Origin of the sequence: Streptomyces sp. NPDC058653, assembly GCF_042716895.1 — a bacterium.
Classification (GTDB): Bacteria; Actinomycetota; Actinomycetes; order Streptomycetales; family Streptomycetaceae; genus Streptomyces.
Window position 1 is genome coordinate 171,587 of sequence record NZ_JBHXRM010000010.1, and the last position, 23,980, is coordinate 195,566.

Below are 23,980 nucleotides of genomic sequence, written 5' to 3' on the forward strand. Positions count from 1 at the left end.
CGGTACCGCCGGGCGTGGTAGGTCCGCGCCCGGCGGCCCAAGTATCAGTCATCGGTGTACGGGGCATGTCATCGGGTGCCACGGGCGGTGTACTTCTCCAGCGCCGGCACGTCCTTCTCGGTCACGAGCGCGGGTCCGGTGAGTACGGGCTTCCCGCCGCCGATCACATTGCCGTTGTTCTTGTTGAGCCACAGCTCGTCGACCGCGAGATAGCCCTGGAGATAGGGCTGCTGGTCCACGGCGAAACCGATCTCCTCGGCCTTGAGCTGCTTGACCACGTCCGCGTTGAGATCGAAGGTGTTGATCTCCGCGGCGGAGCCCGCGCCCTGCTTCGCCTTGACGGAGGCGGCGGCGAACGGCGCCCCGAGCGTCACGACCGCGTCAATGTCCTTGCCGCTCTGGAGCTTCGCCTCGATCGAGGACGTGGACGCGGGCATGTTGGTGCCCTCGACGCTCAGATTCTCGACCGTGCCGTCGAAGGTCTTCTTCACACCGGCGCAGCGGCCTTCGAGCGAGACGTTGCCCTGCTCGTGGATCACACAGAGCGCCTTCTTCCTGCCCCGCTTGTTCAGCTCCTCGCCGACGGCCTCACCGGCGACGGCCTCGTCCTGGCCGATATGGCCGAGCGCGCCGAAGGGCTCGGAGAACTCCGCGCCCGAGTTGATCGTGACGACGGGGATACCGGCGGCCGTGGCCTTCGCGAGGACCGCCTTCACCGCCTCCGGCTTGGCGAGGCTGACCACGAGCCCGTCGACGTCCTGGTCGATGTAGCTCTGGATCAGCTGGGCCTGCTCCTTGCCCTCCTTGTTGGCCGCGTAGAGGAACTGGACGTTGTCCTTGGCGGCCGCGACCTTGGCGCCGCTCTGGACGATGTCCCAGAAGGTGTCGCCCTCGCCGGAGTGCGTGACCATGGCGATCTTCATACGGGGGGTGTTGGCGGCCGTACCACCTCCGCCGCCGTCGTCGGCCTTGTCCTCGGCGTCCTTGCCGCCGGAGCCGCTGCATCCGGCGACGAGGGCGAGTGCGCATGCGGTGAGCAGCGCCGCCGCCGTACGGCCCGCCGCCTTTCGGTTGGTACGCATGGTGGGTCCGCCTTCTCTCCCGGCCGCCCCGTTGCGGCTGGGGGGAGTTCTAGCGGCGGTCGCGCGGCCCCGTCAATACTTTGTCCGAACAATTGGCCACCGGGACACGGGAGCGTGCCTCAGGGGCGGACCCGAGGGGCAGACCTCAGGGGCGGACGAGGAGCTGGAACTCGAAGACGTAGCGCGAGGCCCGGTAGATGTGCGAGCCGAACTCGACCGAGCGGCCGGTGTCGTCGAAGGTGGTGCGCTCCATCGCCAGCAGCGGCGCGCCCGGCGCCTCACCGAGCAGCCCCGCCTCGTCGGCGTCGGCGGAGCGCGCGCCGACCGACTGGCGGGCGCTGTGCAGCGTGATGCCGACGGCGCGCATCATCCGGTAGAGGCCGGTGGACTCCAGGTGTGCGGTGTCGCAGTCGAGGAGTTCGAGGGGGAGGTGGTTGCGGAGCCGGGCCATGGGTTCGTCGTGGGCGTACCGCAGCCGTTCGATGAGCCGTACGTCCGTTCCCTCCGCCACCCCGAGCGCGGCGGCGACCTCGGCGGTGGCCGGTTCGACGGTGTTGCGCAGCACGCGGGTGGCGGGGCGCTGGCCGGCCGCCTCCAGGTCCTCGTAGAGGCTGCTCAGCTCCAGGGGGCGTCTGACCTGGCTGTGCAGGACCTGGGTGCCGACGCCGCGGCGGCGAACCAGCAGTCCTTTGTCGACGAGCGACTGGATCGCCTGGCGGACGGTGGGCCGGGAGAGTCCGAGCCGGCCGGCCAGTTCGATCTCGTTGCCGAGGAGGCTGCCGGGCGCGAGTCCGCCCTGTTCGATGGCCGCTTCGAGCTGCTGCGACAACTGGAAGTAGAGCGGGACCGGGCTGGTGCGGTCGACACCGAGCTGGAGCGCGGCGGCCTGCGGGGCCGATCCGCCCGTCTGCTCTGGTTCCGGCTGCTTGGACACGTGGGCGAGCGTAGCCCCGTGCGATGTTGACGGAAAGTCCTGAAGTTCGGTTGTCAGGACAAGCGGGGCGACGAGTGGTCACGGCCACCGTCCGAACAGAGATCATCATCAGGTCTAAATGTCAGGACAAACGCTTGACATGACGAAGCGCGAACGCCACCTTGGGGGCCATGCGCATCGGACTCATCGGCACCGGCCGTATCGGCACCTTCCACGCGGAGGTGCTGAGCCGCCATCGCGAGGTCGGCTCCCTGGTCGTCGCCGACACGGACGCGGCACGGGCCGCACGGGTCGCCGACCGGACGGGCGCCACGGCCGCCCCCTCGGTGGACGAGATCTTCTCCTGGGGCGTGGACGCCGTCGTCATCGCCTCGGCCACCTCCGCCCACGCGGAGCTGATCAGCCGCGCCGCGCGGGCGGGGCTGCCCGCCTTCTGCGAGAAGCCGATCGCACTCGATCTCAAGGGCACGCTGAACGCCCTGACCGAGGTCGACTCGGCGGGCACCGTCCTCCAACTGGGCTTCATGCGCCGCTTCGACGCCGGTTACGGCGCGGCCCGCGATCTCGTACGGTCGGGGGCCCTCGGCCGGCTGCACACTGTCCGGGCCGTCACCTCCGACCCCGCGCCGCCGGCTCCGGAGTATCTGCCGCTCTCCGGCGGGCTCTACCGCGACTGTCTGGTCCATGACTTCGACATCATGCGCTGGGTCACCGGGCGCGAGGTGGTGGAGGTGTACGCGACCGGTTCGGACGCCGGCCCCCCGATGTTCCGCGAGGCGGGGGACATCGACACCGCCGCGGCCGTCCTCACCCTGGACGACGGGACGCTCGCCACCGCCACGGCCACCCGCTGCAACGGCGCGGGATACGACGTACGGATGGAACTGGCGGGCGAGCGGGACCAGTTCGCGGTCGGTCTCGACGACCGTACGCCGATCACCTCGACCGAGCCGAAGGGTCCCCCGCGCTGCGACAACCCCTGGCCGGGCTTCCTCGAACGGTTCGCGCCGGCGTACGAGGCGGAGCTGGACGCCTTCGTCCGGGTCGTGAACGGCGAGCTGGAGAACCCGTGCGACGGGCACGAGGCGCTGCACGCGCTGCGGATCGCCGAGGCGTGCGAGCTGTCGCGGCTCGAACACCGGCCGGTGCTGCTGGCGGAGATCCCCGGCGGGCTCTGAGGCCCGCCGGGCGGCGCCCCCCTGGGTCACGCAGGTTTCCGCACCGGCAGCACCGTGCCCTGCGCCACCGCGCACAGCATCTGTGTACCGTCCTCGGCCACCGTGAGCAGGTCGCAGCGCACGGTGGCCTGCCTGCGTCCCGCGTGGACGACCGAGGCGATGGCGACCAGCCTGCTGCCGGTACCGGGGCGCATGTACTGGATGGAGAAGCCCGCCGTCAGGACGGCGGGGCCACTCCTTCGGAACGTACCCGCGCGGCACCCCGCCCCTTCCTACCACCGCACCGGCAGACCCCGCACTCCGCGGATCAGCATGCCGGGCAGCCAGTCCAGCGGCCCCGCGTCCGGGTCGAGGGTCAGATCGGGGCAGCGTTCGAGAAGGGTACGGACCGCGATCCTGGCTTCGAGGCGGGCCAGCGGCGCGCCGATGCAGTGGTGGATGCCGTGCCCGAAGGCGAGATGGCCGTGGTTCCGCCCCTTGGCGCCGGTCGCCGTGGCCGTCGCCGTACGCCGGATGTCGAAACGGTCCGGGTCCGGGTAGCGGGCGGGGTCGCGGCCCGCGGCGCCGAGGCCGACCAGCACCGCCCGGTAGGCGGGGATGACCGTGTCGCCCACGGTCACGGATTCGGAGGTGAAGCGGACGGTGGCGCTCAGGACCGGCCCGTCGTAGCGCAGCATCTCCTCGACGGCGCCGTCGAGCAGCCCGAAGTCGCCGCGCAGGGCGGCCAGTTGATCGGGGTGGCTGAGCAGGGCACGCATGCCGTTGGTGATGAGGTTGACGGTCGTCTCGTGGCCGGCGATCAGCAACAGGAAGGCCATCGCGCGCAGTTCGGCGGCGGAGAGCCGGTCGCCGTCCTCGGCGCGGGTCCGCAGCAGGGCCGAGAGCAGGTCGTCGGAGGGGCCGGCGCAGCGCTTGTCCTCGATCAACTCGTCGAAGTAGGCGCCCAGTTCCCGCACGGCCGTGTACTCACCGGCGTCGCCCGCGGGCGCCACGACCTCCGTGGACCAGGCGCGGAAGACCTCGCGGTCCGCGGCGGGCACACCGAGCAGTTCGCAGATGACGGTGATGGGCAGCGGATAGGCGAGCGACTCGACCAGATCGCCGTGCCCGGCGGGGAGCATCGCGTCGATGAGTTGGTCGGTGAGCCGCTGGATCCTCTCCCGCAGTCCGGCCACCCTGCGGGCGGTGAACTCACGCGCGACGAGCTTGCGCAGCCGGGTGTGGTCGGGCGGGTCGAGGACGAGCAGGGTCGGGCCGATGACCCGTTCGTCGAGCATGCCGCCGCCGACCGTGGCAGGGGACTTGGAGAGCCGGGGGTCGGCGAGCGCGGCGCGCGCCTCCCGGTGCCCGACGATCAGCCAGAGCTGGTCGCCGTGGGGCGTACGGACCTGGTGAACCGGTCCCGACTCGCGCAGCTCGGCGAAGTACGGGTACGGATCGGCGGTGAAATCGGGCCCGTACGCGCCCAGATCGACAACACTCATCACATCAGGTTACGTCGCTCCGGCGCGCGCGGCCGACCTGGCGGAGGGGCCGCCGCGCGCTCGGGCGTGCGCCCGACGACCTCTAGGGTTTCTCCCCGCTCCCGCTCACCAGATCCGCGTCGTGCACCAACAGGGCGATCTGCACACGGTTGTTGAGATCCAGCTTGGCCAGGATGCGCGAGACGTGCGCCTTGACCGTCGGCAGGCTCATGAACAGCTCCGCCGCGATCTCCGCGTTCGAGCTGCCGCGGCCCACGGCGAGCGCGACCTCCCGCTCACGTGCCCCGAGCCGGGTGAGCCGGCCGGTCGCCGTGTCCTTGCGTACGGCGGTCGGCGCGCCCGCCACATGGGCCATCAACTGGCGGGTGACGGCCGGGGAGAGCACCGGCTCGCCCGCCGCCACCTGCCGTACCGCCGCGACGATCTCGGCCGGCGGCGTGTCCTTGAGGACGAACCCGGCGGCGCCCGCGCGCAGCGCCCGGAGCACCTGCTCGTCGGCGTGGAACGTGGTCAGTACGAGGACTTCGGGCGCTCCGGCGCGCGCCCGCAGAAGTTCGGTGGCGGTGAGCCCGTCCATGGCCGGCATCCGGATGTCCATGAGCACGACGTCGGGGGTGAGTTCGCGGACGAGCGCCTCGACCTCGGCGCCGTCGGACGCCTCCCCCACGATCTCGATGCCGTCCGCGCCCCCGAGCATGAACGTCAGTCCCGCGCGTACGAGTGGGTCGTCGTCGACGATGAGCAACCGGACGGTCGTGGTGGTCATGCGGACCACGGTAGCCAGGCGCGGAGGGCGAATCCCCCGTCGTTCGTCGGACCGTGCTCGAACCGTCCGCCGGCCAGAGTGGCGCGTTCGGTCAGTCCGATGAGCCCCTGGCCGGATCCCGGCACGGCCGGGACCGGGCCGTGCGGCGCCTCGTTCCGTACCTCGACGGTGATTCCGTCCCCCGGGCCGCCGCTCACCAGGACGGTCGTGCCGGTGCCGGGGGCGTGTTTGCGCGCATTGGTCAGGCCCTCCTGGGCGATGCGGTAGGCGGTGCGGCCGGTGGTGGCGGGGACGGCCGCCGGGTCGTCGACGCCGCTGTCGAGGGTGACCTTCATCCCGGCCTCGCGGGACTCGGCGACCAGCGCGTCCAGGGTGACGAGGGTGGGCTGGGGACGGTCTCCGTCGTCGCCGGGCGCGCGCAGCACGCCGATGATCATCCGCAGGTCCTGGAGGGCCTCGTGGGCGCTGTCGCGGATCACACCGGCGGCTCTGGCCACCTCGGGGGGCGGCGCGTCGGGGCGGAACTCCAGGGCGCCCGCGTGGACGCTGAGCAGGGTCAGCCGGTGCGCCAGCACGTCGTGCATCTCGCGGGCGATGGCCTCGCGGGCCAGGCGCTGTGCCTGCTCGGCCCGGAGAGCCGCCTCGTTCTCCGCTCGTACGGCCCGTTCGCGGAGCGCGAGGACGAGTTGTCGGCGGGACCGTACGAGCATGCCCCAGGCGGCCGCGAGAAGCGTGAGGAGCGCGCCGAGAACGACCCCCACGACATGGGTGACCGTCGGGTCGGGCCGCAGATACGCCTGGGCGGTGGCGGCGACTAGGGCCAGCGCCCCGACGTAGGCGACGGGCTTGAACGGCCGGTGGACGGCCAGGCCGAAGAGCGCGACCAGTGCGGCGCCGCTCGCGGCCGGTGACAGGATCTGCACCACGGAGAGGCCGATGGCCAGGGCGAGGGGCCAGCGCCGTCGCAGCCAGACCGTGCAGCAGGCCGCGAGGCCGATCAGCAGGTCGGCCATGATGACCAGTTCGGTGTTGCCCGCCTGCTCGGACGCGTCCAGCGAGAGCATGCCGATGAAGGCGGCGAAGCAGAAGACGGTCAGGTCCACGACCCAGTCGCGCACGGTACGCCGGGGCCGTCGCCCGCCCCGTCTCGCGGCGCGCTCGGGGTCGAGGGGCCCCGCCATGGCCGAGGGAAGCAGCCACGGGTATTCCGTACGGGTCATACGACCAATCTATGCAGGTGGGGCGTGGGCGCGCTGCCGACGGGCGACGGCGGCTACCAAAGTCACGGGTCCATCGACCAAGGTCACCGGCCGGAGGGCTTGTCCTCAGTCGCCGGGGGCTCGGGTGTCGTCCCCGACCGCGGCCCGCGTCGGCGTCCGATTCCCGCCGGTGGCACCCGCGCTCCGCCGGTTTGATCGAAGACATCCGCACGCACTCGTCGTCCGCCGTCGCGGGCGACCTACCGAAGGACACATCCATGTCTGTATCGAGTTCCGCCACGGCCGCGCCGGCCGGCAGGACCGCGCTGGTCACCGGCGGCAGCCGGGGCATCGGGGCGGCGATCGCCCTGCGCCTCGCCCAGGAGGGCGTGGACGTCGCGATCACCTACGTCGCGGACGAGGCCGCCGCCGAGGCGGTCGTGGGGAAGATCCGGGCGACCGGACGGCGCGGTCTCGCGCTGCGCGCCGACTCGGCCGATCCGGCGGAGGCCGTGGACGTGGTGGAGCGGGCCGTCGAGGGGCTGGGCGGACGGCTCGACATCCTCGTGAACAACGTCGGGATTGGGCTGCTCGGCCCCATGGACACCTTCCCGGTGTCCGACGTCGGCCGGCTCCTCGCCGTGAACGTGCAGGGTGTCTTCCTCACCACGCAGGCCGCCTCCACCCGGCTCGTACGCGGTGGCCGGATCGTCACCGTCGGCAGCTGTATGACCCAGCGGGTGCCGGGTCCCGGCGGCACGCTCTACGCGACGAGCAAGTCCGCGCTGATCGGGCTCACCAAGGCGGTGGCACGGGAGCTGGGCGAGCGGGGGATCACCGCGAACATCGTCCACCCGGGCCCCACCGACACCGACATGAACCCGGCGGACGGCCCGTACGCGGCCGGTCAGAGCGCGATGACGGCGCTCGGCCGGTACGGGTCCGCCGAAGAGGTGGCGTCGGTGGTGGCGTTCCTGGCGAGTGACGAGGCGGCGTACGTCACAGGCGCCGAGTTCGCGGTGGACGGCGGTCACGCGGCGTAGATCCCGGGAGGGCGCCCGCCTCAGGCGCCCAACTCCCGGTGGCGCGCGGCCAGTCGGGCGGCTCCCTCCTCGGTGAGCGAGCCGAAGAGGCGCAGTCGGGAGATGCCGCCGTCCGGGAAGATGTCGATCCGGACCTGACGGGCCGTCACTGTCCGGTCCAGGACGAAGCGGTGGCCGGTGTCGGGCTGGAGACGGGTGCGGGGCAGGATCTCGGTCCACTCTGCCTCCTTCCCGGCCCCGGTCCCGGCCCCGGCCCCGGCCTCGCCGTCGCGGACGGAAAGCGCCGCCCAGCCCGCCGAGTTGCCCTTCAGATACGCGGTGTCGATCTCGACGGCGCGGATCTCGGACCGCTCGGCCAGCTCGTAGCGGATCCAGTCGTTGCCCTTGTCGCGGCGCCGGCGTGTCTCCCAGCCGTCGTCCATCCGGCGTGAGCGGCCCGGCAGGACGGTGTTGGTGGCGGGCGAGTAGAAGCGGTCGGAGGCGTCCTCGACCCGCCCGCCGTTCTCCAGGGCGAGGAGGTCGAACGTGCCGAGGGCGGCCAGCCACCCGGGGTCGGGGGCGACCTCGCCGTACACCCGCAGCCGCGCGATGCCGCCGTCCGGATGCTGGTTGACCCGCAGATGGGTGAAGCGCCGCTCGGCGCGGACGGCGAAGCCGTTGGCCGCGTGTCCGCCGACGGCCGTCCGGGGCAGGAGAGTCGTCCACCTCACCCCGTCGGCGAGCAGATCGTCCGGGGACGGGGAGCCGGGCAGCGACGTCGCCTCGACGGAGACGGCCTGGGGGTAGTTGCCCCGGAAGTGCGCGGTGTCGATCACGATGCCGCGTACGACCCCGGGCGCGCCGAGCCGTACGAGAGCCCAGTCGTGGTCCTGGTCGGTGGGATGCGGCCGTTCGGCCGACGCGCCGCGTCTGCGGCGGGTCTCCCAGCCGTCCATGATCTTGCCCTTGTGCCCGAAGCGCTCCGGGTCGAACTCGGCCGGACCGGGCTTCAGCAGGTTCTCGCGCTCGGCGAAGAACTCGTCGTTGGCGGCGATCACACCGGCGCCGAGCCTGCGGTCGGCCAGATCGACGAGATGGGTGAAGGGGAGGTCGGCGCGGCGGTAGTCGGCGTACGGGTCACCGCCGCCGTACGGGGCGGCGTCCCCGATGAAGGGGGCGGCGGGCGGCCTTTCGGCGGAGGACTGGGACAACGGGCAGTTGGGCACGGTCAGTTGGTCCTTTCGAGCAGTCGGCCCGAGGGCTCGGCGATGGCTCCGTCGGCGACGATCCGCCGGCCGCGCAGCCAGGTCGACCTGACGACGCCGTACAGCGTCCTGCCCGCGTACGCGGTGATGCGGTTGCGGTGCTGGAGCGCGGCGGGGTCCACGGTGAACCGGTCGTCCGGCGCGAGGACGGCGAAGTCGGCGTCGCGCCCCGCCTCGATGGCACCTTTCCTGTCCAGCCCGGCGAGCGCGGCGGGGGCCGCCGACATCCAGCGGGCCACGTCGTCGAGTGTGTGGCCGCGCAGGCGGGCCTCGGTCCAGAGCGCGGGCAGGCCGAGCTGGAGGGAGGAGATGCCGCCCCACGCGGTGGCGAAGTCGGAGGTCTTGAGGTCGGCGGTGGAGGGTGAGTGGTCGGAGACCACGCAGTCGATGGTGCCGTCGGCCAGGCCCTGCCACAGCGCGTCCTGGTTCGCGGCCTCGCGGATGGGCGGACAGCACTTGAACTCGGTCGCGCCGTCGGGCACTTCCTCGGCGGTGAGGGTGAGGAAGTGCGGACAGGTCTCCACGGTCAGCCGCACACCGTCCCGCCTCGCCCTGGCGATCATCGGGAGCGCGTCGGCGGAGGAGAGATGCAGGACATGGACGCGGGCGTCGAGCCGTCCGGCGGCCGCGATCAGCCCCTCTATGGCGGCGTTCTCGGCGTCGCGGGGGCGGGAGGCGAGGAAGTCGGCGTACTTGGCGCCGGGGCGGTGCGGTGCGGCGGCGAGTGCGCGGGGGTCCTCGGCGTGCACGATGAGCAGCCCGCCGAAGCCCGCGATCTCGGCGAGCGACCGGTCGAGCTGTGCGGCGTCCAGCTCGGGGAACTCCTCGACGCCGGACGGCGACAGGAACGCCTTGAACCCGAACACCCCCGCCTCGTGGAGGGGTTCGAGGTCCTTGACGTTGTCGGGGAGGGCGCCGCCCCAGAAACCGACGTCGATGTGGGCCTTGCCGTCGGCGACCTCCCGTTTCATCCGCAGGTGGGCCGTCGTGGTGGTCGGCGGCAGGGAGTTGAGCGGCATGTCGATCAGGGTGGTGATGCCGCCGGAGGCCGCCGCGCGGGTGGCGGTCCAGAAGCCCTCCCACTCGGCGCGGCCCGGGTCGTTCACATGCACATGGGTGTCGACCAGGCCGGGGAGTACGACGTCGTCCCCGACGTCCTCCAGCCGGGGACCCGGCCCCGGTCCGGAGCCGTACTGCCACTCGCCGGGCAGCTCGTGGGGGAGCACCGCGGTGATCGTGCCCCCGGCGACCGCGACCGACGCGGGGCGCGTGCCCTCGGGGGTGACGACACGTGTCGAGCGCAGCACCAGGTCCACGTTCCTGTTGAGATCGGTCACCGGCCACCCTCACTTCTCGGTCATGTCCGGGCGGGAGTCCCAGAAATTCAACGAACTGTTGAAGGAGTCTTCATCGCGTGACCGGGGTCCGTCAAGGCCGCTCCGCCGGGACCGTGCCCACTGCACTAGACTTAAGTGTTTCCACAGAGTGAAAATCGACTTTCGCCAGACAAAAGACCATTCCACCCTCTACCGTACGGACCGATCATCGCGGGTGACGGTCGACACCCGGGCGAACCCCCGGTGAGACACCCCCTGACCGGCGGAAACGCCGATCGGCCGGTCGGCCCGCCCACCGGCCCGCCCGCCGGTCCGGGCACCGGGCGCCGACCGGGGGGCCCGGTAAACTGCTGACTCGCCCCACCCGTTCCGACGCCCCGAGAGGACCGTTGTTGTGCCGACGTCCAGCGCCGCCAGCGCCAGCACCACCGACGCTGCCAAGCCCGCCTCCGCGAGCGGCGGCGTCCAGTCCCTGGAGCGCGCCTTCGATCTGCTGGAGCGGATGGCGGACGCGGGGGGCGAGGTCGGCCTGAGCGAGCTGTCGGCCAGCAGCGGACTGCCCCTGCCGACCATCCACCGGCTGATGCGTACGCTCGTGGCCTGCGGCTATGTGCGCCAGCAGTCGAACCGCAGGTACGCGCTCGGCCCGCGTCTGATCCGGCTCGGCGAGTCGGCGTCGCGGCTGCTCGGCACGTGGGCGCGGCCGTATCTGGCCCGACTGGTCGAGGAGACGGGCGAGACGGCGAACATGGCGCTGCTCGACGGCGACGAGATCGTGTATGTCGCGCAGGTGCCGTCCAAGCACTCGATGCGGATGTTCACCGAGGTCGGCCGGCGGGTCCTCCCCCACTCCACGGGCGTGGGCAAGGCACTGCTCGCGCACGCCTCGGCCGACGAGGTACGGGCGCTGCTCGCGCGTACCGGCATGCCGGCGGCCACGGAGAAGACGATCACGACGCCGGACGGCTTCCTCGACGCGCTCGAACTGGTGCGCGCGGCGGGTTACGCGGTGGACGACAACGAGCAGGAGATGGGGGTCCGCTGTCTGGCGGTCCCGGTGCCCAACTCCCCGACTCCGGCGGCGATCTCGATCTCCGGTCCGGCCGGCCGGGTCACGGAGACGGCCACGGAGAGAATCGTGCCGATACTGCAGGAAGTGGCGCGGGACCTGTCCGAGGTCCTGGCGAGCACGGCGGCGGCTCACCAGCAGTCCTGAGCCCCACCCTCACACCGTCACCCGCGCCGCCGGCCTCTTGAGGCCCGAGCTGCCGTACGCCCCAATCCCCTGGGGCGTACGGCGCTCAGGCGCCTCGTGTCCGTTACCCGATACCTGAAAGACCGGGTGGTCGGCAGCGCTCGCCGGGCAACTGCCCCCCGGCGGTTCTCCTACTGGTCACGCTGGTCGTACATGTCCTGCGGATCGTACCGGTCGTGCTGTCCTACGGATCACGCCGGTCGTACGCCCGGCACCGGTCGTTCTCAGTGCCCTGATTCTCCGAAGAGGTCAACCGCCTTCCTGACATCCATCAGGGTGGGCGCCAGAGCGCTCACCGAGCCGATCGAGCCGACGATCAGGAGCAGCGAGAGACGCATCCGCCGAATCTCCGGATCGCCCCCCGCCACCATCGCGGCCATCGCGGCGAGTTCTTCCTCCGCGATTCCCCTGTCTCTGAACTCACTCGGATACGAGGCGAGTTCACGTCTGAGACGCGCCACGGCGAACCGCAGCCCGCTCAGCCTGGGATCCTCGCCCTTCTCTGTCACTCGCGTATGCCCCACGCTCCGCAACAAAGTTTCTCCCCCTCGCACGCCATCGCGCTTGTGCCTACGGCATGGTTCTCGCCTCTCCGGCGCCTCACTGTTGACACGCCCGACGCCGCGAGACGCGGCACAGTAAACGCCACACGGGAGGCCCTGCGCCACCGAATGGACAGGATTCAACTTGTTCAACTGACGTATCGCCAGGTGAGCGGCCGACAACGATCTGACACACCGTCCGACATGGGCGTACGGGCGGTGCGCGGCGTCGCCGGAGAGGGCAGGTGGGGTAAGGAGAACCCATGAAGAGGAACGATCACGGAGAGTCGCCGGTCGCGGGGCTGCTGCTCGCCGCCGGCGGGGGCCGACGGCTCGGCGGACGGCCGAAAGCGCTGCTGCCGTACCGGGGGCGTCCGCTGGTGGAGCACGCCGTGCGGTCCCTGCGGGAGGGCGGCTGCGAGCGGGTGTACGTGGTGCTCGGCGCCGCCGCCGACGAGGTACGGGCCCGCGCCGAACTGCCGGGCTGCGTACTGGTCGACAACCCGGAGTGGGCCGGCGGCATGGGCTCCTCGCTGCGTGCCGGGCTGGCCTCGCTGACGGCCGCGGCCACCCGTTCGGCCGCCCTGCTGACGCTGGTCGACCAGCCGGGGATCGGCCCGGCGGCCGTGGCACGGGTGCGGGCCGCGTACCGCTACCCCGGCACGCTCGCCTCGGCCTCCTACAGGGGCGGGCGCGGCCATCCGGTGCTACTCGGCGCGGACCACTGGGCCGGGATCGCGGCGGATGCGACGGGCGATCAGGGGGCACGCGTCTATCTGGGATCCCGTGCGCGGGACATCGTCCTCGTCGAGTGCGGGGATGTCGCGGAGCCGTACGACATCGACACGGAGGAGGATCTGTCCCGTCTCGACACCTGAGCGAGGACGGTGGCGCCGGCCAGGAGAACTCGTGGCACTGCGCGCCGGAATCTCTCGCTTCGGAGAATCTCGACATCAACAAACCATTGAACTTCCACCATGAGGAAACTACTATCCACAGGTCAGAAGCGCCCGACCCCCCGGACGGCGCCCGCGACCGCGGCACGGCGCCCCGGCACCCAGTGCCTCCCCCACCCCGTGCTTCCCAGCGCCTCCCACGGTGACCCGGCGGTCGCCGGAGGCCGTCCGTCGAAGGAGTGACCGCTCATGTCCGCACCAGCGCCGTCCCCGCTGGCCGTCGTCGATGCCGACACCCTGCCCCGGCAGGACGAGGTCCTCACCGACGCGGCACTCGCCTTCGTGGCCGAACTGCACCGGCGGTTCACGCCCCGCCGTGACGAGCTCCTGGTCCGCAGGACCGAGCGGCGCGCCGAGATCGCCCGTACGTCCACGCTGGACTTCCTGCCGGAGACCGCGGCCGTCCGGGCGGACGACTCGTGGCGGGTCGCGCCGGCCCCGGCCGCGCTGGACGACCGCCGGGTCGAGATCACCGGGCCCACCGACCGCAAGATGACCATCAACGCGCTCAACTCCGGCGCGCGGATCTGGCTGGCGGACTTCGAGGACGCCTCAGCTCCGACCTGGGAGAACGTCATCACCGGCCAGCTCAATCTGATGGACGCCTACGCGCGGAAGGTCGACTTCACCGACCCCGCGTCCGGCAAGTCGTACGCGCTGAAGGCCGCCGGCGAACTCGCCACGGTCGTCATGCGCCCGCGCGGCTGGCACCTGGACGAGCGCCACCTCCGCTTGGAGGACCGCGCGGTCCCCGGCGCACTGGTCGACTTCGGCCTCTACTTCCTCCACAACGCCAAGCGCCTCGTGGAGCTGGGCAAGGGCCCGTACTTCTATCTGCCGAAGACCGAGTCGCACCTGGAGGCGCGGCTCTGGAACGACGTGTTCGTCTTCGCCCAGGAGTACGTCGGCATCCCCCAGGGCACCGTCCGCGCGACCGTACTGATCGAGACCATCACCGCCGCGTACGAGATGGACGAGATCCTCTACGAACTCCGGGACCACGCCTCCGGTCTGAACGCCGGACGCTGGGACTATCTCTTCTCGATCGTCAAGAACTTCCGGGACGGCGGGGCCAGGTTCGTCCTGCCGGACCGCAACGCGGTCACGATGACGGCTCCGTTCATGCGCGCGTACACCGAACTCCTCGTCCGTACCTGCCACCGGCGCGGTGCCCACGCGATCGGCGGCATGGCGGCCTTCATCCCCTCCCGGCGGGACCCCGAGGTCAACGAGGTCGCCTTCGCCAAGGTCAAGGACGACAAGGACCGTGAGGCGGCGGACGGTTTCGACGGCTCCTGGGTCGCCCACCCCGACCTGGTCCCGATCGCGATGGCCTCCTTCGACGCGGTCCTGGGCGAGCGGCCGAACCAGAAGGACCGGCTGCGCGAGGACGTCTCGGTGACGGCCGCCGACCTGATCGCGATCGACTCCCTCGACGCCAGGCCCACCTATGAGGGCCTGGTCGGCGCGGTGCGGGTCGGCATCCGCTACATCGAGGCCTGGCTCCGGGGCCTCGGCGCCGTCGCCATCTTCAACCTGATGGAGGACGCGGCGACGGCCGAGATCTCCCGCTCCCAGATCTGGCAGTGGATCAACGCGGGTGTGGTCTTCGAGGACGGCGAGAGGGCCACGGCCGATCTGGTCCGGTCGATCGCCTCGGAGGAACTGGTCGCGATCCGCGCGGAGATCGGCGACGAGGCGTTCTCCGCGGGCACCTGGCAGCAGGCCCACGACCTGCTGCTGACGGTGGCCCTGGACGAGACGTACGAGGACTTCCTGACGCTGCCCGCGTACGAACAACTGCGGGGCTGAGCCCGTCGGCGGCCCCGGGGCGCCGGGGCACGCCGTCGCTCTCCGTCTCGTGGCCGCCGGCCGTGATGGCGGCCACTGGGGAGGCCCGCTTTGCGAGGTACCGCCCGACCCGCGTTTCATCGCCCACGCAGGAGGTATTGTCCCCCCGCCATCACACAGAGGGGGACAGATGAGACGGTGGGCGAACGAGGGTCCGCACGGCCCTAATCCGATGACACCGGCCCTGCGCGTGGAGATCAGATCGGATCTCAACCGGGCGCGGGGACGGCTGGTCTACGGGGTCGTACTGACCGCGCTGGGTGTCGGCGTGAACATCTGGATGTTCCTGGGCGACGGCGGACACATCGCCGTCCTCGCCGGCGGCCTGGCGCTGGGTCCCCTGGTCATTCTGGGCGCCTACCTCTCGGAGTTGCGCATAAGGCGCTATCTGCGTAAGCACGACGTGTCGATGGCGGCCGTGACGGGCCGGAACCACTGACCGCTCCCCGCCGAGACCGTCCGGCGTCCGCGGCTTATTCGCGGCCCGCCTTCCAGGCGCGGGCGGGGAACGGGCACGTCGCCCGCCCGTCCTTGGCGGGCAGCAGACGGACCTGGGACGCGGGGACCTTGAAGGCCGCTCCGGTGTCCTCGTTCCACAGGGCCGCCTCCCCGTCGGTCACGCCGAACGACAGGAGCGGGCGGGCCGGGTCGAGTTCGCCCTCCTGGACGTTCAACTCGGCCTTGGGGACGGTCGGTTCGACGCAGGTCCAGGCCGGTTCCACACCGAAGTAGGACGGCGGGCGCGTACGGTGCGCCGCGGCCGATCTCACCTCGGCGGCAGCGCCGCCGGCGGAGTCCAGCGCCAGCGCGCCCACCAGCGTGGCCACCACGATCTGCAGGAGCACGTACAGCGGGGTGTTCAGCTGCTCGCCGGGACGCAGATAGGAGACGTGCGTGTGCTTGGCGATGCCCCAGAGCGCGGGCACGACCAGGGCCACGCTCACAAAACTCAGCAGCCGCAGGGCGGAGATGGCCTGCCAGATGCCGGGCACGTCCAAGTCGCCCGGTACCAGGCCCAGTTCCGTCGCGTAGATCGCGTGCAGCACCGACCCCGACGCCACCACGAAGGACGCGACCAGGGTCAGCGCCACGGGCGCGGCCCAGGCCAGCCACTCACCCCAGGTCCACTGGCGTACGAGCAGCCAGATACCGCCGATGGTGGTCAGCACCGCCGCGAGCATCAGCGCCTGGAACGGGGTCCACCCCCCGCCCTCGGGCGGCCCGGGGCCGAGAGCGAGCGCGAGGAGGAAGCCCGAGACCAGACAGGTGGCCAGGACGCTCAGGCCCCGGCCGCCGGACAGGAACATCCGGCTGCCGACACGGAGCGCCACCAGGAAGCACCCGGCGGCGAACGCCCCCCACAGCCAGGCACGGGAACCGGACTGCTGTCTCGCGGCCAGCGCGAAGAACGTCATCCCCGCCAGCCAGGCGAAGAGCCGGTTGATCCATCGCTGGCGGTCCTGATCCCGGCGCGTGACTATGTGCGCGCGTTCCTTGCCGTACAGCGCCCGCACGTCGGAGCCGGTGCCCGCGGAGGCCCCGCCGCCCGGCAGGGTCATCCGCGAGACGCGTCTGGCCTCCGAGGCCGTACCGGTGACGAGCATGCCGGTGTCGAAGTGCCCCCGCCTCTCCCCGTACCGGGCGCGTGCCAGGGCGAAGCGGTGGCGGAGCCGCCCGGGGACCGTGAGCGCGCGGGGCGCCGGACCGGGCGCCGGGCGATGGGCGACCGTGTGGACCAGCCACTCGGTCAGGACCTCGCGGTCCCGCTCGACCGGTTCGCAGCGGCGTACGTGCATCTCCAGGCGCGCGGCCTTCGCCAGCCGTTCCACCCGCCAGGCCGCCGCACGCCCGGTCCTGCGGTTGCGGGCGCCGAACAGACGGACCTCCACGACATAGAGCCGCGAGCCCGGATCCGGCCGCAGTACGCCCGCGGACATCCCCTCGCCCCGTACGGAGCTGTCGACCAGGGGCCAGCCCCGGCTCTCGAACTCCCGCTCCGCCTGGTCCCAGTCGCGCTGCTGCCCCCTGACCTCGACCAGGGCCAGCACCCTCTGGTCGTACCGCGCACCCTGCACACGAACCCCCGTCTCCGTCCCCCGGCCGCGCCCGCACCCTAAGGCATCGCGTGCGTGCGAAGCGGGGGAGGTGCCGCGATGAGTTTTCGGCGCCAGGAGGGTCTACCCCCCATGGACACCGACACGAATACCGATGAACGATTTCCTGACCACGGACCTGTCTGTCGCGGCATCGCCGGGCTGCTGGACGGAGTTGACGAGAAGCACTTCACGGGTCCCACACCCTGCCCGGAGTACACGGTGCGTGAGCTGCTCGCGCATCTGGTCGGGCTGACCCTCGCCTTCCGGGACGCCGGGAAGAAGAATCTGGGGGTGACGACGGACACCTCCCCGGCCGGTGAACTGCCCCAGTTGGAGGACGGGTGGCGCGAAGCGCTCCTCTCGCAGATGGACGGGCTCGTCGAGACCTGGCGCTCGCCCGACGCCTGGCAGGGCTTCACCCGGGCCGGCGGGGTGGATCTGCCCGGCGAGGTCGCGGGGCTGGTCGCGCTGAACGAACTGGTCGTGCACGGCTGGGACCTGGCGCGCAGCACCGGCCAGCCGTACGAGGTCGACCGGGCGAGCCTGGAGGCGACGCTCGCCTTCCTGGCGCCGGCGGCGGCGAGCGCGGAGGCGGGTGAGGCACCCGAGGGGCTGTTCGGCCCGCCGGTGCCCGTGCCGGACGACGCGCCGCTGCTCGACCGGGTCATCGGGCTGAGCGGACGCCGGCCGGACTGGCAGCCCGGGAGCTAGGACGGGAAGCGGCACAGGGACCGGTTCGGGGTGGCGCGCGGGCAGGAGGGGGAGCGCCACCCCGGCCCCGTCCTAAGGCGCGTCCCCGGCCTCCGTCGCGACCGTCCGCAGCAGCTCGCGTGCCTCCTCCCGGAAGCGGGCGTCCGCGCGGGGCGGATTCTGGGAGAAGCCGGGTATGAAGACGTGCCTGTCCCGTTCCGCCAGGGTGGTCAGACGCCGGATCTGATCGCCCGTCAAGTTTCTTGCGCCGAGGGTCCGTAGGACCTCCAGCGCCGTGTACGGGTCCGAGTCGGTCTCGGCAGACGCCAGTGCCGCGTCCGCCAGCCCGGTGAGGTCCTGGTTCGCCCGGTCGACGGCGAGGAGGGCGAGCGCCGCTGCCGCCGCGTGCTCGCGATGGGCCAGCTTGTGCTCCAGGAGCGGGGCGAGCGGGCGGCCCTGCTCGCCGAGCGCTCCCGCGGCTCGCGCGGCGCGGACGACCTGCCAGCGCATCCAGTCGCCGTCCGCCTCCTCCAGCACTCCGGCGATGACGGGCAGGGCCTCGTCCGGGCTTCCCGTGAGGTGCCACAGGGCGCGGGCGATCTCCGTGTCGGCGTCCAGGCGCGGGTTGTTGCGCCTCTGCTCCGACGAGCCGGGCTCGGAGCCGGACGCGGAGGCGGCCCCCGAGCCGGATTTCTTACGGGCCTCGTCGCTCAGCGCGGCGCGCAGGTACGGCAGCAGCGCCGGCGCCTGCGAACGGTCCAGCCCCGCCGCGAGTTTCGCCGCCTCGGCCGTGTCCCTGCCACCGGACACCAGAGCCTCGGTGACGGCCCGTACCAGCGTCTCCGTCTCCCCCGTGAGGCGCCACAGCGACGAGCCGACTTCGAGCGGGCTCTGCTCGGTCAGATCCGCCGCGCGCAGCGCCGCCGCGACGCGCTCCCGCTCCTCCGGCGGGCAGATGGCGGGCAGACCGCGCAGCGCGACGAAGGGATACCGGTCGACCGCGGCGAGCAGGTCCGGCACGGCAGGCGCCGCGCGTTCTCCCCAGTGGGCCAGCGTCAGACCGAGGTGGATCGACTCGTTCCAGGGGATGCCGGGGTCCGCCAGCCGCGCCCGGATCGCGTCGAGCAGTTCCGGTACGTACGGGAAGGCGCCCCGGTCCCCCTCGGCGTCGGCCGCCTCCCATCCGTCGGCATTGGTCTTCGCCGCCTCGTCGAGCGCCCTCGGACGGATCGCCAGATCCGCGGCCAGCAGGGGGGCCGCCTGCTCGGGCGCCGCGGAGACCAGTGCCGCCAGGGCGCGGTCGGACTGCTCTCCGCCGCCTGTGGCGATGGCCTTGAGCGCGGGCGCCGCGGGCGCGGCGTGGAGGCCCAGCAGCTTGACGACGGACAGCGCGCCGCTCACCGACGACGGATCGCCGAGCAGCACGGTCAACGGCCCGGCGAGGCGGGCGGGTGCGGCACGGGAGACCTGGAGGGCATGCTCGGCCGCCGCCACCGCCTCCACGCGCGCGTCGCCGTCCGGATGCCGCAGCCCGCCCTCGACCAGCGCGAACGCGGCCTCCCGCGCCTCGTCCGTGTCCCGGTCGAGCAGCTCCGCGACCACATGTCGCAGCGGCTCGGCCTGCTCCTGGTCGTACCGGCCCGCGACCAGGGGCGATAGGGGCAGCAGCGCGATGAGCGCGTCGCCATGGGCGCCGGTCCACGGCAGGCCCGCTTCCACACACGCCAGCAGAGCGGCCAGCCGCACCGGCGGGGCTTCGGCCGTGCCGCCGGCCGCCGTGCCGTCCACGCCGCTCCCGGTGCCGAGACCGAGCACCGCCTGCTCGAACTCCCCGGCGCCCGCCGGATCGAGCCGTACCGACCCGGCCAGCGTCTCCGCCCGTACCAGCGGGTCCGGCTCCCCCTCCCAGCGCCGCCGCAGTGCCGGAAGCACCTGCCGCGCGGCGCCCGTCCTGGCCGCCGCCCAGACCGCCCCCTGCCGTACGGAGGTGTCGGCCGAGTCGAACAGCGGGAGAATAAGGGGCAGTTGGGCGGTCACGGCCGCCCGGCACGCGCCGGGGGTGGCACTGCGCTCGTCCTCGCTCTCGGCGATGCAGCCGATCAGCGCCACGATGTCGGCCGGTCTGACGCCCGCCGCGGCCAGCCGGGCGAGATACGGCACGGCGTAGGCCGTGGCCTCGTACACCGAGCCCTGGTGCACGATGTTTCCGTAGAGCTCGTACAGCGCCTCTTCCGCCGCCTCGGCGTCATCGCCCGCCAGCGCCCGCAGTTGGTCGGGCACGTCGTCGGCGCCCCCGTAGGCATGCTCCAAGTCGGCCCAGGGCAGCGCGTCGAGATCGGCGAAAATGTGTACGAGATCCATGGACCGAATCCTGGCACGAGCCTCTGACAACGCGGCCCGCCCGGGGGCCGGCCGGGGATCTCCCACGCGTGGGCGGCGCCGGGGCTGTTGACTTGGATCCTGACCCGGGACGTGACCCCCCGGGCCGTGAGGAAAGGCCGCTCCATGCCGTACGCGCTCCGCCGTCCGCTGCTCGCCCTGCTGCTGGCGCTCGTCACCCTGTGCACGGGGTGCGCCGCCGCGCGGGGGGACACGCCGACCCCGCTGGACGACCCGGAGAAGAAGGAGCTCGCGATGCGGCTGGTCTCCAGCGCCGAGAACTCCTCACTGGACTGGCGGGCCCAGTACCGCTACATCGAGGACATCGGCGACGGCCGCGGCTACACCGCCGGCATCATCGGCTTCTGCACCGGCTGCGGGGATCTGCTCAAGGTGGTCGAGCGCTACGCGGCGGCCCGCCCGGAGGGCAACGTGCTGGCGCCCTTCCTCCCGGCGCTCCGCGATGTGCGGGGCAGCGACTCGCACGAGGGGCTCGGCACCCCGTTCACCAAGGCCTGGCAGCGGGCGGCCGACAGGGATGCGGCGTTCAGGGCGGCGCAGGACGAGGAGCGCGACCGGGGGTACTTCGACCCGGCCGTCGACACGGCGAAGGCCGACGGGCTCGGCGCGCTGGGGCAGTTCGTCTACTACGACGCGTATGTGATGCACGGATCCGGCGACACCCCCGGCTCGACCGGCTTCCGCACGATCCGTGAACAGGCCCTGAAGAAGGCCGGGTCACCGGCGAAGGGCGGGGACGAGACCGCGTATCTGCGCGCCTTCCTCGACGTCCGCGTCGCCGCGATGCGCCGCGAGCCCGCGCACCGGGACACCAGCCGTGTCGACACCGCGCAGCGTGTCTTCCTCGACGCGGGCAATCTGGACCTCGAACCGCCGCTCAGGTGGAAGGTGTACGGGGAGAGTTACCGCGTCGACAAGAGCTGAGCGGTCAGGGGGCAGCGGGCAGACGGACGACCGGCGGGCCGTCCCGGACACGGCCCGACACCGCATGACATGGCATGGCATGACACGGCTGCCGGAAAATACCGCAAGGGGCACGCAGGAGCGGCACTACCCTGCCCCCATGGCACTTGAATGGGAACAGTTGGTGGTGGACTCGACCGACCCGGCGGCGCTGGCTCGATGGTGGGCCGATGTCCTCGGATGGGTCTTCGTCAACGAGGAGGAGGGCGAGTACGAGATCCGGCCCGCACCGGACCGGCTGCCGGGACTGCTCTTCCTGGCCGTACCGGAGAAGAAGACCCTGAAGAACCGCCTCCATCTCGACTTCCGCCCCACCGACCAGGAGGCCGAGGTCCAGCGGTTCCTGTCCGCCGGCGCGCGACGCGTCGACGTGGGCCAGGGCGAGGACGCCACCTGGGTCACCCTCGGCGACCCCGAGGGGAACGAGTTCTGCGTTCTCCGGTCGCGCGACTTGTAGCCGGCCGCACGGCCGCCACGGCTGGTCAGCCGGTGTGGCGGACACGGAAGCGGGCGGGTTCCGCGGGGTCCCGGTCGACGACCTGGACGGGCGCCCAGGTCCACTGCCGAACGTTGATGCCCGGCGTCCGGGAGAACCGGATCCGCCCGCGCGTGCCCTCGACATCGACGGCCGGCCAGGACTCGGCGAGGCGCGCCCGCTCCACGCCGTGCGAACGAAGCAGGTCGGCGAGGACGATCACCGTGTCGTAGCCCTCGAAGGCGACGAAGGCGGGTGCCTCGGCCAGCCGTTCACGGAGGGCGGCCCCGACTCGTACGCCGAGTGGGCCGAGGCGCTCGGGCAGATAGCGCAGGAACGGGATCCCGGCACCGTCCCCGCCCAGCGATCCCGCCCACGCCGCGAACTCCGGCTGCCCGGCCGGAGCCCCGATCATGACCTCCGTGAGGCGCGGGTCGCGGCGGACGGACGTGACGATCGGCACCGCCGGTTCGGGCTGGCCTACGAGAAGAAGCAGCGCCGTCGCACGGCTGTCGACGAGTCCGTCGCAGAGCGGCTCGGGGGAGAGAGCGCGGGCGTCGAGTTCGACGACGCCGCCGCCGTGCGCCGCGAGACGGTCCCGCAGAATACGGGTCCCGGTGGCCCAGTAGAGACTCGGCTCGACCGCCACGGCGACGCGGCTGTGGCCCTCGGCGAGCAGGAAGTCCGCGTAGATCCGCCAGCCGTGGGACTGCGCCGGGGCGAGACGCGCGACCTGGTCCGTCGGCTGTTCGGTGAGCGCGTCGAGCACCGCCGACGAGCAGAGGAACGGCATGCCCAGGGCGTCGGCCCTGGTGGCGGCGGCGCGAGCGACGACGCTGTGGTACTCCCCCGCCAGGGCGGCGACGCCCAGCGCGGCCAGTTCGTCCACGGCCGCCGCGGCTCTCCGCGGATCGGCCGCGGTGTCGCGGACCACCAGCTCCAGCGGTCTGCCCGCGATCCCACCGGCCTCGTTGACCTCGGACACGCCCAACTCAAGGCCGGCGAGGAGGTGGTGGCCCGCCTCCACCCAGCCGGGCGGGGTCAGCGGTACGAGAGCGCCGATCCGGACGGCCGACTCGTCGGCCGGCACGTCGGCCGGCTCCGTCGCAGGTGGCAAGGGTGGTGCGGACATGGGCAGGTGTCTCCCGACCGACGATCTCGGATGCGTCGGGGCAGTATGCCCACGGCCGTCCTCCGCGCGCATCAAAGATTCTTTGACAGGCCATGGGTGTACCTCACCGCCAAAGCTCGGTAGGAAAGCTTCCTAACAGAAGCACGACACGATCGACTCCCCTCATGGAGGTCCGGTGCCAACCCCCCACACACGCACCCGTACGTTCGGCGTGGTTCCCCGCGTCCTGCTCGGACTCGTCCTCGTCGCGGGGCCGGTGACGGCCGTCGCGCACGCCGCGCCCGGCGCCGACAGGGCCGAGGTCACCTCGGCGGGCGTGGCCGCCGCCCCCGGCCTGGACGAGCTGGCGAAGAAGGAGATCGCGATGCAGCTGGTCTCCAGCGCCGAGAACTCCTCGCTCGACTGGAAGGGCCAGTACGGCTACATCGAGGACATCGGCGACGGCCGCGGCTACACCGCGGGCATCATCGGTTTCTGCTCCGGCACCAGCGACATGCTGGACCTGGTCGAGCTCTACACGGAGCGCGAGCCGGACAACCCGCTCGCCCCCTACCTCCCCGCGCTGCGTGCCGTCGACGGCACGGACTCCCACGAAGGGCTCGACCCCGGCTTCACCGACGCGTGGAAGGAGGCGGCGAGGGACCCGGCGTTCCAGGCCGCGCAGAACGACGAGCGCGACCGCGTCTACTTCGATCCGGCGGTGAACCGCGGCAAGGAGGACGGCGTCGGCACGCTCGGCCAGTTCATCTACTACGACGCGATCGTGATGCACGGCGACGGGAACTCCGACGTCAGCTTCAGCGGTATCCGCCGACGGGCGCTGGACGAGGCCCGGCCGCCGTCCCAGGGCGGCGACGAGACCGAGTATCTGCACGCGTTCCTCGATGCCCGGGTCTGGGCGATGAAGCAGGAGGAGGCGCACGAGGACACCAGCCGGGTGGACACCGCGCAGCGGGTGTTCCTGGACGCGGGCAATCTGAGTCTGGACCCACCGCTCGACTGGAAGGTGTACGGGGACGACTTCCACATCGGCTGATCCCCCCGGCCGGTCCGCGAGTGCGGCGGGACGCGACTTCCGGGCAGGACGTACGTACGTCGGCGGCTCGTCTCGGCGGGAGGTCGCGGGCGCGGGTACGCCGTCGGCCTCGCCCTCCGAACATGTCCGCCGGGTCCGGACTCCCCTTTCCGCCCCAGCGGTTGAACGCCGGGTTCAGCACGATCGCGACCAAGGGCCGCTATCGGTACCAGGCCGGTGGGTGGACACGAGTCACCGTCCCGGGTGGTGGCGCTCCGCCGTGGTGGGGGCGGCCCCCCCCGGCCGCCGGGCCGGGGCCGCCCGGGCGGCCCCCCCCC

The 23,980-nt window shown here is 72.2% G+C and carries 21 protein-coding genes and 1 pseudogene; 10 read left to right on the forward strand and 12 right to left on the reverse strand.

What is annotated here, in order from left to right; genetic code table 11:
* Positions 1-68 precede the first annotated feature (68 nt).
* A complete protein-coding gene (locus tag ACFWU9_RS11950; protein WP_384316850.1) occupies positions 69-1,082 on the reverse strand; it encodes a sugar ABC transporter substrate-binding protein in 1,014 nt (337 codons plus the stop codon).
* A 145-nt stretch (positions 1,083-1,227) separates the two neighbouring features.
* Positions 1,228-2,016, reverse strand: a complete 789-nt coding sequence (locus ACFWU9_RS11955) for a GntR family transcriptional regulator (protein ID WP_384316852.1) — start codon at positions 2,014-2,016, stop codon at positions 1,228-1,230.
* 170 nt (positions 2,017-2,186) lie between these two features.
* On the opposite strand from ACFWU9_RS11955, the gene ACFWU9_RS11960 reads away from it, so the two are divergent.
* A complete protein-coding gene (locus ACFWU9_RS11960; RefSeq protein WP_384316854.1) occupies positions 2,187-3,194 on the forward strand; it encodes a Gfo/Idh/MocA family oxidoreductase in 1,008 nt (335 codons plus the stop codon).
* A gap of 26 nt (positions 3,195-3,220) precedes the next feature.
* On the opposite strand, the pseudogene ACFWU9_RS11965 reads toward ACFWU9_RS11960, so the two are convergent.
* From ACFWU9_RS11965 to ACFWU9_RS11980, 4 genes and pseudogenes are all read right to left on the reverse strand, one after another.
* Positions 3,221-3,442, reverse strand: a pseudogene (locus ACFWU9_RS11965) (PaaI family thioesterase); the annotation flags it as partial.
* Positions 3,443-3,466: 24 nt separating this feature from the next.
* Positions 3,467-4,678 (reverse strand): cytochrome P450, encoded by a 1,212-nt coding sequence (locus ACFWU9_RS11970; RefSeq protein WP_384316856.1) that lies wholly within the window; start codon positions 4,676-4,678, stop codon positions 3,467-3,469.
* An 82-nt stretch (positions 4,679-4,760) separates the two neighbouring features.
* Positions 4,761-5,444 (reverse strand): response regulator, encoded by a 684-nt coding sequence (locus tag ACFWU9_RS11975; RefSeq protein ID WP_384316858.1) that lies wholly within the window; start codon positions 5,442-5,444, stop codon positions 4,761-4,763.
* Positions 5,441-6,664, reverse strand: a complete 1,224-nt coding sequence (locus ACFWU9_RS11980) for a sensor histidine kinase (protein ID WP_384316860.1) — start codon at positions 6,662-6,664, stop codon at positions 5,441-5,443. The genes ACFWU9_RS11975 and ACFWU9_RS11980 overlap by 4 nt, the downstream gene beginning before the upstream one ends.
* A 257-nt stretch (positions 6,665-6,921) precedes the next feature.
* On the opposite strand from ACFWU9_RS11980, the gene ACFWU9_RS11985 reads away from it, so the two are divergent.
* Entirely contained in the window at positions 6,922-7,686 is a 765-nt protein-coding gene (locus ACFWU9_RS11985) for an SDR family oxidoreductase (RefSeq protein ID WP_384316862.1), read from the forward strand.
* A 20-nt stretch (positions 7,687-7,706) separates the two neighbouring features.
* On the opposite strand, the gene alc is transcribed toward ACFWU9_RS11985, so the two are convergent.
* Together alc and allB are read right to left on the reverse strand one after the other, a co-directional pair.
* Positions 7,707-8,891, reverse strand: a complete 1,185-nt coding sequence (gene alc / locus ACFWU9_RS11990; protein ID WP_384316864.1) for an allantoicase — start codon at positions 8,889-8,891, stop codon at positions 7,707-7,709.
* Between the two features lie 2 nt (positions 8,892-8,893).
* Positions 8,894-10,267 (reverse strand): allantoinase AllB, encoded by a 1,374-nt coding sequence (gene allB, locus ACFWU9_RS11995; RefSeq protein ID WP_384316866.1) that lies wholly within the window; start codon positions 10,265-10,267, stop codon positions 8,894-8,896.
* A gap of 394 nt (positions 10,268-10,661) precedes the next feature.
* Between allB and ACFWU9_RS12000 the strand changes: the two genes are divergently transcribed.
* A complete protein-coding gene (locus ACFWU9_RS12000) occupies positions 10,662-11,483 on the forward strand; it encodes an IclR family transcriptional regulator (protein WP_384316868.1) in 822 nt (273 codons plus the stop codon).
* 263 nt (positions 11,484-11,746) lie between these two features.
* On the opposite strand, the gene ACFWU9_RS12005 is transcribed toward ACFWU9_RS12000, so the two are convergent.
* Entirely contained in the window at positions 11,747-12,058 is a 312-nt protein-coding gene (locus ACFWU9_RS12005; protein WP_384316871.1) for a DUF5955 family protein, read from the reverse strand.
* Between the two features lie 269 nt (positions 12,059-12,327).
* Between ACFWU9_RS12005 and ACFWU9_RS12010 the strand changes: the two genes are divergently transcribed.
* The 3 genes from ACFWU9_RS12010 (at position 12,328) to ACFWU9_RS12020 (ending at position 15,310) form a co-directional block, all read left to right on the forward strand.
* Positions 12,328-12,942, forward strand: a complete 615-nt coding sequence (locus ACFWU9_RS12010) for an NTP transferase domain-containing protein (RefSeq protein WP_384316873.1) — start codon at positions 12,328-12,330, stop codon at positions 12,940-12,942.
* A gap of 267 nt (positions 12,943-13,209) precedes the next feature.
* On the forward strand, positions 13,210-14,832 hold the full coding sequence (gene aceB, locus ACFWU9_RS12015) for a malate synthase A (RefSeq protein WP_384316875.1): 1,623 nt from the start codon (positions 13,210-13,212) through the stop codon (positions 14,830-14,832).
* Positions 14,833-15,001: 169 nt separating this feature from the next.
* Complete coding sequence (locus ACFWU9_RS12020; protein WP_384316877.1) at positions 15,002-15,310, forward strand: hypothetical protein; 309 nt, start codon at positions 15,002-15,004, stop codon at positions 15,308-15,310.
* A gap of 34 nt (positions 15,311-15,344) precedes the next feature.
* On the opposite strand, the gene ACFWU9_RS12025 is transcribed toward ACFWU9_RS12020, so the two are convergent.
* On the reverse strand, positions 15,345-16,946 hold the full coding sequence (locus tag ACFWU9_RS12025) for an NnrS multi-domain protein (protein ID WP_384316879.1): 1,602 nt from the start codon (positions 16,944-16,946) through the stop codon (positions 15,345-15,347).
* 111 nt (positions 16,947-17,057) lie between these two features.
* On the opposite strand from ACFWU9_RS12025, the gene ACFWU9_RS12030 reads away from it, so the two are divergent.
* Positions 17,058-17,678 (forward strand): TIGR03086 family metal-binding protein, encoded by a 621-nt coding sequence (locus ACFWU9_RS12030; RefSeq protein ID WP_384316880.1) that lies wholly within the window; start codon positions 17,058-17,060, stop codon positions 17,676-17,678.
* A 72-nt stretch (positions 17,679-17,750) separates the two neighbouring features.
* On the opposite strand, the gene ACFWU9_RS12035 is transcribed toward ACFWU9_RS12030, so the two are convergent.
* Positions 17,751-20,018, reverse strand: coding sequence for a hypothetical protein (locus tag ACFWU9_RS12035; protein WP_384316882.1), 2,268 nt, complete (start codon positions 20,016-20,018; stop codon positions 17,751-17,753).
* Positions 20,019-20,162: 144 nt separating this feature from the next.
* Between ACFWU9_RS12035 and ACFWU9_RS12040 the strand changes: the two genes are divergently transcribed.
* On the forward strand, positions 20,163-20,981 hold the full coding sequence (locus ACFWU9_RS12040) for a chitosanase (RefSeq protein ID WP_384316884.1): 819 nt from the start codon (positions 20,163-20,165) through the stop codon (positions 20,979-20,981).
* Positions 20,982-21,120: 139 nt separating this feature from the next.
* Positions 21,121-21,477: a VOC family protein gene (locus tag ACFWU9_RS12045; RefSeq protein ID WP_384316886.1), complete on the forward strand. Its 357-nt coding sequence runs from the start codon at positions 21,121-21,123 to the stop codon at positions 21,475-21,477.
* Between the two features lie 25 nt (positions 21,478-21,502).
* Here ACFWU9_RS12045 and ACFWU9_RS12050 read toward each other — a convergent pair whose 3' ends face one another.
* Positions 21,503-22,627, reverse strand: a complete 1,125-nt coding sequence (locus tag ACFWU9_RS12050; RefSeq protein ID WP_384316888.1) for an ABC transporter substrate-binding protein — start codon at positions 22,625-22,627, stop codon at positions 21,503-21,505.
* Positions 22,628-22,802: 175 nt separating this feature from the next.
* Between ACFWU9_RS12050 and ACFWU9_RS12055 the strand changes: the two genes are divergently transcribed.
* Positions 22,803-23,663 (forward strand): chitosanase, encoded by an 861-nt coding sequence (locus ACFWU9_RS12055; protein WP_384316890.1) that lies wholly within the window; start codon positions 22,803-22,805, stop codon positions 23,661-23,663.
* The last annotated feature ends 317 nt before the right edge of the window (positions 23,664-23,980 follow it).